The organism is Paenibacillus lautus (assembly GCF_050482385.1).
GTDB classification, from domain to species: Bacteria; Bacillota; Bacilli; order Paenibacillales; family Paenibacillaceae; genus Paenibacillus_AQ; species Paenibacillus_AQ lautus_B.
This window is the reverse complement of the sequence record NZ_JBCNHV010000005.1, coordinates 259,225-275,044: the sequence shown is the minus strand read 5'-3', so window position 1 is coordinate 275,044 and position 15,820 is coordinate 259,225. Positions and strand designations below refer to the sequence as shown.

General features: G+C 49.4%; 13 protein-coding genes. 11 read left to right on the top strand and 2 right to left on the bottom strand.

Features of this window, described 5'->3' with window-relative positions; translation table 11 throughout:
- Window positions 1-29 precede the first annotated feature (29 nt).
- The 4 genes from ABEW73_RS08905 to ABEW73_RS08890 all read left to right on the top strand — a co-directional run bounded on the left by ABEW73_RS08905 (window position 30) and on the right by ABEW73_RS08890 (window position 3,889).
- Complete coding sequence (locus ABEW73_RS08905; protein WP_430164982.1) at window positions 30-806, top strand: DeoR/GlpR family DNA-binding transcription regulator; 777 nt, start codon at window positions 30-32, stop codon at window positions 804-806.
- A 105-nt stretch (window positions 807-911) separates the two neighbouring features.
- Window positions 912-1,649: a (Fe-S)-binding protein gene (locus ABEW73_RS08900; RefSeq protein WP_430164352.1), complete on the top strand. Its 738-nt coding sequence runs from the start codon at window positions 912-914 to the stop codon at window positions 1,647-1,649.
- Window positions 1,636-3,156, top strand: coding sequence for a LutB/LldF family L-lactate oxidation iron-sulfur protein (locus ABEW73_RS08895; protein ID WP_430164349.1), 1,521 nt, complete (start codon window positions 1,636-1,638; stop codon window positions 3,154-3,156). Before ABEW73_RS08900 ends, ABEW73_RS08895 begins: the two co-directional genes overlap by 14 nt.
- Window positions 3,149-3,889: a LutC/YkgG family protein gene (locus tag ABEW73_RS08890; protein ID WP_430164346.1), complete on the top strand. Its 741-nt coding sequence runs from the start codon at window positions 3,149-3,151 to the stop codon at window positions 3,887-3,889. Before ABEW73_RS08895 ends, ABEW73_RS08890 begins: the two co-directional genes overlap by 8 nt.
- Window positions 3,890-4,068: 179 nt before the next feature.
- Here the strand turns inward: ABEW73_RS08890 and ABEW73_RS08885 are convergent, their stop codons facing one another.
- Entirely contained in the window at window positions 4,069-4,923 is an 855-nt protein-coding gene (locus ABEW73_RS08885) for an SDR family oxidoreductase (RefSeq protein WP_430164343.1), read from the bottom strand.
- Between the two features lie 1,091 nt (window positions 4,924-6,014).
- Between ABEW73_RS08885 and ABEW73_RS08880 the strand changes: the two genes are divergently transcribed.
- The gene (locus tag ABEW73_RS08880; protein WP_430164340.1) at window positions 6,015-7,523 is read left to right on the top strand and encodes a UDP-N-acetylmuramoyl-L-alanyl-D-glutamate--2,6-diaminopimelate ligase; all 1,509 of its coding nucleotides are present in this window, start codon (window positions 6,015-6,017) and stop codon (window positions 7,521-7,523) included.
- 32 nt (window positions 7,524-7,555) lie between these two features.
- Entirely contained in the window at window positions 7,556-8,632 is a 1,077-nt protein-coding gene (locus ABEW73_RS08875) for a PQQ-dependent sugar dehydrogenase (protein WP_430164979.1), read from the top strand.
- Window positions 8,633-8,845: 213 nt separating this feature from the next.
- On the opposite strand, the gene ABEW73_RS08870 is transcribed toward ABEW73_RS08875, so the two are convergent.
- Window positions 8,846-9,493: a helix-turn-helix transcriptional regulator gene (locus tag ABEW73_RS08870; RefSeq protein WP_430164337.1), complete on the bottom strand. Its 648-nt coding sequence runs from the start codon at window positions 9,491-9,493 to the stop codon at window positions 8,846-8,848.
- Between the two features lie 287 nt (window positions 9,494-9,780).
- Here ABEW73_RS08870 and ABEW73_RS08865 point away from each other — a divergent pair, with 287 nt between their 5' ends.
- From ABEW73_RS08865 to ABEW73_RS08845, 5 genes are all read left to right on the top strand, one after another.
- Entirely contained in the window at window positions 9,781-10,017 is a 237-nt protein-coding gene (locus ABEW73_RS08865) for an indolepyruvate ferredoxin oxidoreductase subunit alpha (RefSeq protein WP_015736133.1), read from the top strand.
- A gap of 884 nt (window positions 10,018-10,901) precedes the next feature.
- Window positions 10,902-12,062, top strand: a complete 1,161-nt coding sequence (locus ABEW73_RS08860; protein ID WP_430164334.1) for an ROK family transcriptional regulator — start codon at window positions 10,902-10,904, stop codon at window positions 12,060-12,062.
- 28 nt (window positions 12,063-12,090) lie between these two features.
- Window positions 12,091-13,095, top strand: a complete 1,005-nt coding sequence (locus ABEW73_RS08855) for an asparaginase (RefSeq protein WP_430164331.1) — start codon at window positions 12,091-12,093, stop codon at window positions 13,093-13,095.
- Between the two features lie 94 nt (window positions 13,096-13,189).
- On the top strand, window positions 13,190-14,779 hold the full coding sequence (locus tag ABEW73_RS08850) for a glutathione ABC transporter substrate-binding protein (protein WP_430164328.1): 1,590 nt from the start codon (window positions 13,190-13,192) through the stop codon (window positions 14,777-14,779).
- 114 nt (window positions 14,780-14,893) lie between these two features.
- The gene (locus ABEW73_RS08845; RefSeq protein ID WP_076322007.1) at window positions 14,894-15,820 is read left to right on the top strand and encodes an ABC transporter permease subunit; all 927 of its coding nucleotides are present in this window, start codon (window positions 14,894-14,896) and stop codon (window positions 15,818-15,820) included.

Below are 15,820 nucleotides of genomic sequence, written 5' to 3'. Positions count from 1 at the left end.
ATATATGAACAGTAAGGATGGGCGGTATGATGCTGGTTGCAGAACGATATGAGAAAATAGTACAGTTGGTCAACGAAAGAGGGAGCATCCGAGTCTCCGAGCTGAGTCAGCTTTGCGGTGTAACGGAAGAAACGATTCGCCGTGATCTTGACAGGCTGGAGCAAGCAGGGCGCTTGCGTCGTTCCCATGGCGGAGCGGTTAGCGTGAAGGATCAACCGGAAATTCAGCGGTCGCAGCCGGAAATACCGTATGCTGAGCGGGAAATCATGCATGCGCTGGAGAAGCAGCGGATCGCGGAGGAAGCGGTCAAGCGAATCCATCCGAATGATCGCATCCTGCTGGATGCAAGCTCTACGGCTTGGTACATGGCAAAGATCATACCGGATATTCCGATTACCGTGCTGACGAATTCGATTAAAGTGGCTGCTGAGCTGAGCACCAAGGAGAGGGTTCAGGTGATCTCCACAGGCGGCATTCTGGCTCATCGCTCCTTGTCCTTTGTCGGTCCGCTTGCGGAACGCTCGCTGGATGCTTACTACGTGGATAAAGCCTTTCTGTCGTGCAAGGGTGTGCACATCGAGCGGGGTCTTAGCGAATCCAATGAGCTTCAAGCGAGAATCAAGCATAAAATGATCGGAATGACGGATGAGACCATTCTGCTCGCCGATGCCAGCAAATTCGGCACGCAGGCTTCTGCGCAGGTTGCCGATCTCTCCCAAGTAAATCTGATCATCACCGATCGCAGATTGACGGAAGAGGAAGCGGCACCATATCGAGCATTGGGCATCAAGATCGAATCTGTATAGAGCAAGCTGCTATAACATATCAACATGGAATCCCCCCGTTCCGGGGGGTTCTTGCTAGAGGCCGATTCTTCGGTCCATATCCTGATGATTAGCGGGGTGAAGAGGTTGAAGATTTCATTATTTGTCACTTGTCTCAGCGACGCCTTGTTCCCGCGGGTAGCTGAATCGATGGCAAGATTGCTGGCAAGGTACGGGGTGCAGCTGGAATTCCCGGAAATCCAGACTTGCTGCGGCCAACCGGCCTACAACAGTGGTTATTGGGATGATGCGCGTTTAAGTGCCAAGACGATTTTGGACGCATTTGACGATAGCGACTTCGTCGTGTCTCCTTCCGGCTCCTGCACGTATATGATTCATCATTATCCGGATTTGTTCAAGGACGATCCCATATACCTGGATAAAGCGAAAGCGCTTCAATCCAAATGTTATGAATTTACGCAATTCCTTGTTGATGTGCTGGGTGTGACCGATGTAGGCGCCATTTATCCGCAAAAGGTAACCTATCATCCTTCCTGTCACGGAAGCCGTCTGCTCGGCGTTAAGGAGCAACCAATGAAACTGCTCAGCCACGTCAAAGGGCTGGAGTTTGTTCCCTTGCCCTTTGCCGAGGATTGCTGCGGGTTCGGTGGAACGTTTGCCGTGAAAATGGCGGACATTTCGGGGGCCATGGTGACAGAGAAAAGCGATCATGTGTTAGAGACCGAGGCGTCCGTGCTTGTCGGTCTCGATATGGCTTGCCTCATGAATATTGCCGGCAATCTGCGCCACCGGGGCGAGAAGGTTCAGGTCAAACATTTGGCCGAGCTGCTGTATGAGGGGGTGAGCGTACATGAGCACAGCTGAAACGAAAGCGCAGACGGTTAAGGAACGTGCAGGCTACGCCCTTAATAATGATTTTCTGCGCAATGCGGTGAAGTTTACGACAGAGCGGCTGCGGCTTGGCAAAAAGCTTGCATCGGAGGAGCATGGCAACTGGGATGCGTGGAGGGAACGGGGACGCCAAATCCGGCTTCATACCATCGCTCACTTGGATTATTATTTGAATGAGTTTGCGGAACAGGCCAGGGCGAACGGAGCCCATGTCCATTTTGCGGAGACGGCGGAAGAAGCTGTCGCGATCTCCCTGCAGATTGCGGAGCATAAGGCGGCCAAGTCCGTCGTGAAATCAAAATCGATGGTGTCCGAGGAGCTGCATCTGAACAAGGCGCTTGACTCGATCGGGGTGGAGGCCATCGAAACGGATCTCGGTGAGTATATTATTCAGCTTGCGGATGAAACGCCATCTCATATCATCATTCCTGCCATCCATAAGAACCGTTATCAGATCGCCGAGCTGTTGTCCGCAGAGGCAGGCGAAACGCTGCCGCCTGATACGGCGATTATGGCCGGCTTTGTCCGCATGAAGCTGCGCGAGAAATTCCTTGAAGCGGACATTGGCATGACGGGTTGTAATTTTGCGATCGCCGAGACGGGCTCGATGGTATTGTTCGAGAATGAGGGTAATGCCCGCATGGTGACGACGGTGCCAAAGACACAGATTACCCTGATGGGCATGGAGCGGATTATCCCGTCTTGGGCAGATCTCGAAGTGATGGCTACCTTGCTGCCGCGCTCGGCGACCGGTCAGAAGCTGACGGTCTACATGTCCGGAATCAGTGGTCCGAAAAGAGAATTGGATGCCGATGGACCGGACGAAATGCATATTATCATCATCGATAACGGACGTTCTCTCCAGCTCGGCGACCCCGAATTTCAGGAGCTGCTCAACTGCATACGCTGCGGCGCATGCCTGAATGCATGTCCCGTATATCGCCATATTGGCGGGCACGCTTATGGAGGCACATATAGCGGCCCCATCGGTGCCGTATTAACGCCGGCCTTAAACAAGAATGTCGCGGAATGGGACGATATCGCCAACGCATCCAGCCTGTGCGGTGCCTGTTATGAAGCATGCCCCGTAAAGATTCCGCTGCATGATATGCTGGTATCCTTGCGCCGCCGGAAGATTGAAGCTGGGCGCGGTGACAAGCTGGAAGCGATGGGAATGAAGGGCTTCTCGGCGATTATGGGGAATGCCAAGCGTTACCGTAGTGTGGTATCCCTCGGAAAGTGGGGGCAGAAATTGGTGGTACGAGGCGGCGAGATCCGAACGCGGATCGGCCCTTTGAAGGGGTGGAATTCGTACAGGGTAACCCCGAGTCTCCCCAAGCAATCCTTCCGTGACCGATGGCCTAAGATGGAGCAGGATATTCGCAGAACCTCCGGATCGATGGACCCTGAAATCGCAAACCGATTGAAGGAGCGACTTCAGCAGCAGAAGTCCGGAAAGGGGGAGAATACCCATGACTAACGAAACCGATCGCAGCTGGCTGAACCGTCTTGAAGAACAGTCTCGCATGAAGCAGGAGCAGTTCATGGATGGAATCGCCGCGAAGCTGGGGAGAGACCGGGTTCGCACGGCCCCGGAGCACCCTTTCCGAGGTGCCCCCGACTTCTGGAATGAATTTGAGTGGCCGCTTGAAGAGAGGATTACACAGTTTACCGCCAACTTTGAAGCGGCAGGAGGCCATGTGGCAAGGCTGAGCAATCGCGAAGAGGTCAGCCGGTTTATTAGGGACAAAGCGATGGAGATGAGTGCGGCTACGATTCTTCGTCAGCAGGAAGAGGCGCTGGAATGCCTGGCGCTGGAAGAGAGTCTGCCAGAGGCGCTTGTTCTCTCCTGGAATGATGCAGCCGACACGGACTGGAGGGCTGTAGCTGCCAGAGCCGATTTTGGCGTCGTCATGGCGGATTACGCAGCGGCTTACACCGGTTCGATTACGGTGAAATCGGCCCCGCATAAAGGCAGATCCGTCAGCCTGCTGCCGACTGTGTTGATAGCTATCATCCCCGTAGAGCGGATGGTTACCAGACTAGGGGAGATTCTGGTTCAGTTCGATCAGGTTGGACGTGAGCAGCTGCCCGCGGGAATCCATTTCATCTCGGGTCCGAGCCGTTCCGCCGATATCGAGAACGATCTTACGATTGGCGTTCACGGGCCAGGCATCGTGTACGCCCTGCTGGTCGATTCCTATAATAGTTAACGAATAACACAGGATTAGCCCCAAGCGGGAGCAGTTACGACATGCTCACGCTTGGGGCTAATTTAAGTTTATGGAGTGTATAAGATTTTAGTGAAGCTGCAAATTTTGATAAACATCCTCTAAACGCAGTCTGTCTACTTGTGGAAGCACGCCGATAGATGTTTTTCTTTCATATGAGGTTATTTGCCTTTGCGTGTCAGTTCGGCCAGATGGTCCCATTGCTCATGCGTTACTTCCGCCAAGTCGTTGAATTGCCCCGCACCCCGCAGCCATTCGCCGCCATCGATGGTGATCACGTCGCCATTAATATAACCGGCATAATTGGAAATGAGATACGCGGCAAGATTAGCTAGTTCCTCAGCATCCCCTACGCGCCTCAGGGGGATGCGGTCGATCATTTTTTGCTCCAGGTCCGGCGTGGGCGATAATCTTGACCAGGCGCCTTCGGTCGGGAACGGACCTGGGGCGATTGCTACCTGACGGATACCGTAAGGAGCCCATTCCACCGCGAGGGACCGTGTAAGCGCAAGCACGCCCGCTTTTGCGGCTGCCGAAGGGACCACGTAGCCAGAGCCTGTCGAGGCATATGTTGTGACGATGTTGAGCATCGTTCCGCTTTTGCCCTGTTCAATCCAGCGTTTGCCGACTTCAAGGGTTGCGTAGAAGGTGCCGTGCAGCACAATGTTCAGTACGGCATCTACAGCTCGAGGAGAGAGACGCTCCGTGGGGCTGATAAAATTCCCGGCTGCATTGTTGACAAGCACATCAATGCCTCCGTAATGTTGCTCTGCCGCCTCAACAAGAGCCGAGATCTGCGCAGGGTCCCGTACATCGCAGCTCTTGTACCATACCTCGCAGCCCTGCTGTCTTAGTTCTTCAGCAGTTTGTTGCAGAACTTCCTCACGGCGTCCGCAGATGGCGAGTTTGGCGCCAAGCTGGGCGAATTTCTCCCCCATGGCGCGCCCCAGCCCCGTGGCGCCTCCCGTGATCAATACGACTTTATTTTGAAGCAAATCGTCAGTGAACGGTCCCATCGATGGATCTCCTTTCAAGCAGATATGGAATAGTGCAGCGGATCTTCTGTACGCGTCCTATATTGGCAGGTTGCACTAACCCCTGACAACATTGGAATTGCAACCGCTTACTTCCAGCGTAACATGGTTAATGATTCCAGTCATCACATTCTTTAAGTTGGCAAGGAGTACGAGCTTGGAATGCGGCGAGTCGGTTGTATACCATGTGGGAATTGCAATACACTGAGCTACTCGCATGGACTGAGCTATTCGAAATTCTAACCCGAAGCAGATCGAGAGGATAGGAGGTTGGGAATAACTCGTAAGGAAGGTGAGTAAGAGGCTTGGAGCAACGCAACGTTATTCCTGATTGCAACCGGACAAGGTGATAGAGCCAATACCCTCACTAAAAAAGCCTCATGATCCAACGAGGGATATAGAGAATAACATCCAAGACCAGAGAGGCGTTACCAGATAAATTTTCTAACTTGGTTCGTCCGGGCCAGTTAATCTTTCTCATGATATATATACCTCATTTCAAATAAATTTGTTGGAATTAAAATTCCAAGTGTTTGCACCTTTAAAATGTCATGATCGTTAATTTCATGATCACATCAACTAGCATTGGAAACAAATAATGTACCTCCCTATCCAATATGTGTAACGATGGCCTGTAATACCGAAAACGCACCCATGATCAGACCGACTATGATTGCGATTACAGCCCTGACTTAATTTTTACTAAATCAATATCATCTTGTTCTACATCCTCAGGAATTCCATTGAACATTCGTAACCAATCATTATCTGGATGATTGAAGACATACAGGCCGAACAAAACGATCAGAACGTTGACCGTTATGATCAGAGCATAGAGTAGTAATAAAAACATAAGATCAACCCCTTAAAGTGAAATACGCAGGAGCCAAATGAAAGTTCCAGTATATGGGGGGAATGGAATCCGCCTTTCAAGTTTCAGAATGCGTTTGCTTGGTTAGGTTAATAAGAAATACTGGTTAAAATGATACATCGTCGTAAATTCTACATCTTATATATCACACTGCCACTGACCACTGGGATTTTGATTACATCACGAGATGAGGAACCTGCACATGATTCTGAAATCACTGACGGAGCAGTTGATACTTAAGACGATAACGGGCAGTACTTCCGTGGAAATCACGAACCTGGATACAGATTCAAGAGAGATCCGTCCTGGCGGCCTGTTTGTCTGTGTTCCGGGCTTTCAAGTGGACGGCCATGACTATGCCCGGCATGCGATACGCAATGGTGCAGTTGCCATCGTAGCAGAGCGGGAGCTGCCAGTGCTTCCAGGAAACGTAACGCGTATAACGGTACCGGATACCCGAAGAATTCTGCCGATTCTCGCAAACGCTTTTTTTGAAGATCCCACGCAGCGGTTGAAACTGATTGGAATTACGGGGACGAACGGCAAGACAACGACAACCCATATGGTAGAAAAAATACTTAATGACGCTCACCGCAAAACAGGCATTATAGGCACACTTTACATGAAGATCGGAGATCATATAGAGAAGACGCTGAATACCACGCCGGATACGATCCAGCTGCAGCGTTGTTTTCACACGATGGTCACCCATGGCGGGGCCTATGCCGTGTTGGAAGTGTCTTCGCATGGATTGGATATGGGGAGAGTGCGCGGATGCGATTTTCAGACCGTGGTCTTTACGAATTTATCGCATGATCATCTGGACTTCCACCAGAATATGGAGAGCTATCGCAATACGAAGGAGCTGTTGTTCGCCCAGCTCGGTAACAGTAACCGTGATATGTTGAAGAGGGCCGTCCTGAATGCGGATGATGAAGCATCATCCTATTATGCAAAACGTACATCCGCACAGATCGTAACTTATGGCATTCGCAACGAGGCTGATGTTCGGGCAACACAAATTCAAAACATGCGGGAAGGCTGCACGTTTCATGTAGAAACGCCATGGGGAAACGGCGACTTCAGTCTGAAGGTGCATGGTGTTCACAATGTGTATAACGCACTTGCTGCCATGACCACTTGTTTGCTGGAAGGGGTAACGCTTGAAGAAATCCGCAGAAGTCTTCACCAATTTGCAGGGGTTCATGGACGATTTCAAGAAATAGAAACAGGACGAAGATTTCATGTGGTTGTGGATTATGCGCATAATCCAAGTGGACTTAAGGCAACTTTGCAATCCGCCAAAGAAATCACTTTAGGCAAAATGATATGCGTGATGGGCTGCCGGGGCGAAAGAGATCGCTTGAAACGTCCGCTCATGGCAGACATTGCAGCTTCGTATTCGGATTATGTGTTGTTCACGACAGATAATTCGTTCTCGGAGGATCCGGAGCAGATTATGGCCGAGATGCTGGGTGGCTTAACCTCGCATGAAGCGGGAAATTGGGAGGTTATCCTGAATCGTAAAGAAGCCATTCAACGAGCTGTGGAATTGGCCGGTGACGAGGACAGGATCATTATTACCGGACGAGGACATGAGACTCATTATGTAGCAGGCAGCCAGATCGAATCGTTTAGCGATGAGGATATGGTGTTGCGTTCATTGCAGGACATGGAACATGGCATCCAGATGATGACACCGGAGCTATAAAATTACCCGGGAGGTGCTGGATTTTGAAACGAATGGTGGTTGGGGCAACTTTAATTGCAGTTTTGCTGCTTCTTGCTGCCTGTACACAGTCTACTCCTTCTAAGGAAGAAGGGAGGCAGGAAGACCGTCGGGAGGAAAAAAATGATTCCGCTTATCAAGTGCTTGCAGAGCAGTTGAGGACGCCTTGGTCTATCGATTTTGACGGCGATACGATTTATATCAGCGAGCGGGAAGGAAATATCGTTCAGATCAAGGATGGGACATTAACGAGACAGTCGGTACATACCGAAAAGCCAGTCGCTCATCAAGGAGAAGGCGGATTTCTGGGCTTTGCGTTAGCTCCTGATTTTCAGAATTCCGGCAAGGCCTTCGCCTACCACACCTATGATCTGGGTGGAAAAGTCATGAACAGGTTGGTCCTTCTCAAGCAGGAGGGGAATCAATGGACAGAGTCGCATGTCTTTCTTGAGCGTATTCCCGGCTCCAACGTACATAACGGCGGCAGAATTGCGATCGGACCCGACGAGATGCTCTACGTAACGACGGGAGATTCAGGTGAAGGAGAGCTTGCGCAAAACCAGGAGAGTCTAGCAGGCAAAATATTGCGATTGACGCTGGATGGCAAGGTCCCGGCGGATAATCCGACTGCAGGCTCTTATGTATATACGTTAGGGCATCGGAATTCGCAAGGCTTGGCTTGGAATTCGGAAGGTGAATTCTACAGCTCAGAGCATGGACCGTCCGGCACACCCGGCGGACATGATGAGATTAATGAGATCACGGCCGGCAGCAATTACGGCTGGCCCGAGATTATCGGAGATGAACAGCAAGAGGGCATGAAATCCCCGATCTACCACAGCAGCGAAACGGCTATTGCTCCTTCAGGCATCGCTTTTGATGAGGAGGATCACATGTACGTGGCAACCCTTCGCGGTCAGAAGCTGTACCGATTTCAGCCGGAAAACGCCTCGCTTGAGGCGGTATTGGAGGGGGAAGGCCGATTAAGAGACGTCAAAGTCCATGACGGCAAAACCTATGTCATTACCAACAATACCGATGGCCGGGGTGTGCCCTCCGATCAGGATGATCGACTGCTGGTGCTGAAATAATTCAAAGAACTGTACATGTCTTGCATGGTAAGAGAATAGGATATGATAGGACAAAACGTCTATCGACGTACTTTCTCAGAAGACAGACCGCATATAGCGGAAGTTTTTCTTGCGAGGTAAGGTGGGTAAGCCTCTGAAGTTTATAATTTCTTATCTCTTAACAAAAAAGGCCCCTTCCTGTATGGAAGGAGCCTGAAATGGCAATAACAGATATTATGTTTGCTTGGCTTCGGTTTGTTTTCGAATACGGTAGACGCATTTTTTGTCTCCCTTGGCAAGGCACTCGGTACGTTCCACATCTGCCTCCAGCAAGGACTGAAACAGGTCAAGCTCACAGCGGCATGCGTGTTGGTACCGGTTGGCTACCTGGGATATGGGGCAGTTCAGTTCTTCGAGGAGATATTCTTCTTCGTTGACTTTTTTGTAATCCACCATATATCCATTGTCATTCTGAACCTGGGCCAGGGCTGCAACCCGATCTTCGAGCGCATCGGCTTTCACCGTAGGCGTGTACTTGTTCAGCAATGTATCCTTACGCTTGTCGAACAGCCGTGAAATCATATCATCACCGGCCTCGTCCTGCAGTTCGTTCAGGAGATCGAGTGCAAGCGCATGATAGTTCTTAGGGAAAAAATCTTCGGCGGATTCCGTAAGACTGTATAAGGAGACGGGTCTTCCCATCGGTTGTTTCACGGTTCGATAGGTGATGTAACCCTCGCTCTTCAAGCTCTCCAGATGGCGCCGAACGGCCATGCCAGTTATGCCCAGCGCCTCGGTAATGGATTTTGTGCTGAGTTCACCATTTATTTTTAACATTTGCATGATATACTCGCGAGTACTGTATGCGACTTCTTGATCCACTATAATCACCGCCTTGTTTCTCGATGAATGCTTTCTTTTTTAACAAAAAAGGTTAAAAAGCAATATGTCTCATCTTATGTCTTTACCTTCTATAAGTCAACCGGAATGGCTGTTTTGAGGCTATCATTACGCGTTTTATTGACAATTGGCATGATTAACCACATAATTATGATATATTATAGTATAAAAAGTATAGAAAAATAAGGAATTGATGAAGTTTGAGCTTTTTGCAATGATAGCCAGTCGAATGTTTGAAAGATTATTACACTCGGGAAGGTGGAATACGGATGTATGTTATTGGCTCAGCTTGTATTGAAGAGAAAGCGGGAGAGTGCGTTGACGTTTGCCCTGTGGATTGCATAGAAGAAGGGGATGACCAGTTCTACATCGATACCGATATTTGTATCTCCTGCGGGGCTTGCGAAGCGGCTTGTCCGGTTGCGGCCATTTTCTATTTTGAGGATCTGCCGGAAGACCAGAAGCATTATTTCGATAAAGCGGTTGAATATTACAAAAACAAGTAGGGCGCTCCGGTTTGAGGCTATCGGGTGCTCCGGTTTGAGGCTATCCGCTCTGTTGTCCGTCCGTTTCCTGAATGAAATAAGTAAGGTAGAAACGGACTCCCAAAGGATCAGCTATCCTCAAACCTCCGCTGGGTGGGTGAAACTCCCAAGTTCAAAAGATAAAAGATTAACAGATAATGACAATGGACTAAGGATCATATTAAGAGATCAATAAGAGAGTCAGCTTTTAATAAACGGGGATTCAATAAACATAAAGGTTAAAGCATTCTAAAATTTTCAGGATCAATTATTTACTATCCTGTAGGTTCAGCTCATTCTATCAAGAATCAGAACAATATGAATATAAAAATTTCTATATACATAAGCCATCCGAGATTTTCGAGGGTCACCTCGAATTTATTTCTCGGGTGGTTTAATTCGTTTTAGGCGGATCATGCAGGGAAGCAACTAAAGACTCGGGATAATACCAAAATAATCATAGATTTCCTCCTTTTGAAGCCATCCGAGATGAAGAATGTCCCAATCATTCTTTCCTCAGATGGCTTTATTTATGAGGTGGAACGACGTTGTTATCTACATTTTAGGAGATTTTGTGTTAGGTTAATGTCATGTTGTGCGCGAAGCGCGGTCATCTGTATGTATGCACGAGAATGAATTTCTTTCGCAAAACATTGAAACACTTACATTTCCAGAAACAAAAAAATAATAATTTAAATGTGTCATATATATTGACACATTTACAAAACACGTTTTATTATTAATATCACTGGAGAATAAAAATATAGAATTTGATAATAATCACGGTTTTTTGATGATTTCGGATCGTTTTATTTGGAAAAATGATCTAATTAATCTACTGATGAAATTAAATAGGGGATGTCTTCGTGAAAAAGCATGATCAAGACTTTATGAAGCGGCAGAACAGACTCACAGTATTCCAAATCATCAAGAACGAACAGCCGATTTCAAGAGCAGCTATTGCCAAACAGACGGGAATGAGTCCGACAACGGTCAGCCGGATCGTATCGGAACTGACGGAAGAAGGGTACGTTCACGAAACGGAAGAACAAGCCTCGTCCGGACGCGGAAGAAAGTCTTCCTTAATAAGACTGCTGGATACGGCAGTCATCTCGATTGGCGTTGAGCTCGATCGCCATCAAGCCAATATTGGATTCATCGATGTTCAGGGAAATGTATTGTGCAGCGGAAGTTTTCCAAGATTGTCGGAGGATACGGCTGAAGCCACGGTAGCCCGAATTGCAGACACCATTGAGGAACTCATCGCGGAAAGCGATATCGATCGCAGACGGGTGGTGGGTATTGGCGTGGGACTGCCGGGTATCATCGATGTTGATGCCGGAGTGGTCAATTTCTCGGTACAGCTTGGTTGGAAAAATGTGAGGCTTGCCGAGAGGCTCAAGGAATTAACCGGGCTTCAAGCGGTGGTAGACAATGAACTGAAGGTAAAGGCATTGGCGGAGCAGCTTAAAGGCTCGGCATACGGCTCCAACCGGACGGTTCTCCTCGGATTCGGTAATGGCGTAGGCTCAGCGCTGATCCTGGAAGGGGAGATTTACCGCGGGGTGACCAATAGCGCGGGGGAAATCGGACACACGACCGTTGATCCTGAAGGTATGATGTGTGACTGCGGTAAAGCCGGTTGCCTCCAGACTTATATCAATATACCGTCCTTGTTGTCGGAAGCCAGCAAGATTAAACCCGTTCGTACGATTGAGGAGCTGTTCACGGAAAGACAGGCTGGAACACGATGGGCGACTTATTTAATCGATAGGGCACTCGCGTATATGGCGATTACGATTAATAACGTCGTCAGCATGTACAATCCGGACAGCGTCATATTGAGTGGTGAGATTCTGGACAAGTTTCCTGAAGTATATGAAGAGATCACCCACCTGTGCTACTCACAGTATATCTGGGAACCGCTTCAGGATTCCTTCACGATTGTTCGCTCGGAGCTTCACGAGCATGGGGTCATCATAGGGTCGGGACTTGTCGCACAGGATCGTTATTTTCGATTGAATTAATACAACTGGAGATCGGGGGAGCAAAATCATGGGATTTGTGCCATTGGTAGAGGAATATCGCGGAAACGTACTGGAGAACATCCACTACGGAGCGATCAGCGTTGTAGACGAGAACGGGAAGGTGGTTTATGCGGCGGGTGATCCGCATCACATGACCTTTCTGAGATCGGCGGCTAAGCCGTTCCAAGCAATACCTGTAATGAAACGCCGGATTGACGAAGTGTACGGACTTACGGGGGAGGAGACAGCATTGTTTGCCGCTTCCCACCGAGGCGAACGATTCCACATCGACGCATTGGAATCGATTCTGAAGAAAACCGGGATTCAGGAAGAAGCGCTTCACTGCTGCGCAACGTATCCATTGAACGAGGATGCCAAGGCGCAGCGCCATCGCGATCATGAGGACAAGCGGCGAATCTTCCATAACTGCTCGGGCAAGCACAGCGGCTTGATCGCTTTGTGTAAACATATGGGCTGGGACGAGAGCACGTATTACAAGCCGGAGCATCCGGTTCAGCAAGAGATCATCGAGACGCTGGCTTATTTTGCCGAAGTTCCGGTTTCCTCGATTCCGCAAGGCATTGATGGCTGTGGGCTTCCCATTTTCGCGCTTCCGCTGGACCGTATCGGATACGCTTTCCTTAAGCTGGCCTGCCCGGATTTGATCAAGGACGCAGAGACGGCGGATGCAGCTGCCAGAATGGCAAAGCTGATGAATGAGTATCCGGATATCATTGCAGACACGAAATTTGTGTGCTCCGCCTTGCTCCGGGACCACAATCTGGCAGCCAAGGGCGGCGCAAAGGGTGTGTATGGTATCGGACTTCGGAAAGAACGCTTGGCGATCTCGCTTAAAGTATCCGATGGCTCCGAGCAAGTATGGCCATGCATTATCGCTTCCATTCTGGAGCGCCTCGGTTACAGCGATCAGGCTACGATCGACCGCTTGTATGCGCTTGTTCCGAATGAGATTTTCAATGATGGCGGTACGCTGGTTGGGAAGCGACGCGCGGTATATGAATGGAATGTTTAAGCTGTGAGGAACTCAAGGCGATCGGCAGGATATTATATGCTGGCGCGGCGAGTGAATCTATAGATATTCACTACATCAAAGGGGGAGTAAAACAATGAGATTCAAAGGTAGAACATGGTCACTACTCATGCTGCTGCTCGCATTTACGATTGTTGCGGCAGGCTGCGGCGGAAACAGCGGAAGCGGCAAAGGGGCAAGTGAAGGCGGCGGCGAGAGCAAGCCGGTGACAAAAGATAACAAAGATGTTGTCATTGCGATTAACGCCAACTTCATTACGCTTGATCCTCACAATGCCGGAGACACGCATTCTATTTCCGGTGCACGCACGATGTACGAAGGTTTGATGGGCTTCAACGAGAAGATGGAACTCGTTCCTGTGCTGGCTGAAGACTACAAGATCAGCGAAGACGGTCTGACCTACACATTCAATCTGCGCCAGAACGTGAAGTTTCATGATGGAACAGATTTCAACGCAGAAGCCGTAAAAGTCAACCTGGATCGCATCATGGATGAAAAGAACAACCTTAGAATGCGCAAAAGCTTCTCTACCGTCGCCGATGTTCAAACTCCGGATGACCACACGGTTGTCATCACCCTTAGCCAACCTTACAACGCTTTCTTGAACAAGACCGCGATGGCGCTGATGATCAGCCCGAAAGCGCTCAAAGAAAGTGCTGACATCACGAAGAATCCTGTTGGTACGGCGGCATACAAGTTCAAGGAATGGATTCAAGGTGACCGCCTTGTTGTTGTAAAGAATGAAGATTACTGGCAAGAAGGTCTTCCGAAGGTGGACAGCATAACGTTCAAGCCGGTACCGGAGAACGGTTCCCGGATCGCGATGCTGAAGACGGGCGAAGCGGATTTCATCTATCCAATGCCTACCGAGCAAGTCTCTGACGTAGAAGGCGATTCCAATATCGTTATTGATAAGACCGATTCCACTATCGTTCGTTATATTACGCTTAACACCATGAAGAAGCCTTATGACGATGTGAAGGTTCGTCAAGCCATCAACTATGCCATCGATAAAGATGCTTACATTAAAGTGGTTAAATCCGGTCTGGGCTCGAAGCTGAAGTCTTCCATGTCCTCCATGACGCAGCACTACTCCGAGCAATCCGGATATGATTATGATCTGGAGAAAGCAAAATCCCTCTTGGCGGAAGCGGGCTATCCGGACGGATTCGAAGCAGAGCTTTGGGGAGAAAATGATTCCGAAACGATGAAAGGCATGCAGTTCATTCAGCAGCAGCTGGCGCTTGTCGGAATCAAAGTCGACGTGAAATCGATGGAGGGCGCTACCTTGTCCGATCAGATTAACTCGGCTACACCGGAAAACGCAAAAATTCAAATGTGGTATGTGAGCTGGTCACCTTCGTCAGGTGATGCTGACGGCGCAACAAAAGGTCTGTTCAGCAGCGAGTTCTTCCCGCCGGCTGGCTCCAATACGGCATACTACAAGAACGACAATGTAGACCAATGGATCAAAGATGCTAACGCATCCGTAAAAGCTGAAGATGCAAAAGAAATCTATGCGAACATCCAAAAACAAATCTGGGAAGATGCTCCGTGGGCATTCCTCGGGGTCGATCAGGTCATCACCGGCAAGAGAGCTTATCTTGAAGGCGTTAAAGCCCTTCCGGACGGATCGATCAGTGTGATCAACGCAGAAGTCAAATAATCAGGCAGCGAAGAGCTTGCTAAACGTATACCTTGTGGTGGGCCGCCTCTTGAATCAATAAGGAAGCGGCCCATCGTATTTTAAAAGCTGGCATGTTGAAAGGAGGCACATCCTTTGGGAAGATATGCAATTCAGAGGCTGCTGGGTGTTATCCCGCTGTTGTTCGTTGTATCCATTCTTGTATTTATGTTCATTCACCTTATTCCTGGAGATCCGGCACGACTTGTTGCAGGTAAGGATGCCACCCTTGAGGAGATCAACGGGATTCGAGAGCAGCTAGGCTTAAACTTGCCACTATGGCAGCAGTATGTGAACTACATGGGTGATCTGTTGAAGGGTGACTTGGGTGTATCCGTTACTTCCGGTTTGCCGGTGACGGACATGTTGGAAAGCCGCTTTTTCCCGACGATTGTCCTGACATTTACCAGCCTTGGCTGGGCATTGGTCATTGGTCTGATCATTGGTATCGTATCTGCCGTTAATCGCGGAAAATGGCCGGACTATATCGGGATGTTGACTGCGATATCCGGTATTTCCCTGCCAGGCTTCTGGCTTGGTCTTGTACTTATTCAAATTTTCTCCGTCGAGCTGGGCTGGTTCCCAACAGGCGGTGTCGACAGCTGGCAGTCCTACATTCTGCCTTCCTTTACACTGGGGGCCGGGATTATGTCCATGCTGGCTAGGTACTCCCGTACGTCGATGCTGGAGACAATGCGTGAGGATTATGTCCGGACGGGACGCGCTAAGGGTCTGCGGGAATTCGTCGTTGTCGGAAGACATGCGCTGCGCAACTCCCTGATTCAGGTCGTAACCGTTGCGGGGCTGCAGTTCGGATTTTTGCTGGGCGGCTCGGTTATGGTTGAGACCGTATTCAGTATTCCCGGCATGGGGCGTCTCTTGGTAGACTCGATTGCGTTCCGGGATTATACCGTCATTCAAGCACTATTACTGCTGTTTGCAGCCGAATTTATTCTGATTAACCTGATTGTCGATTTATTGTACGGTGTACTGAATCCAAAAATCCGGTATGCATCGAAATAG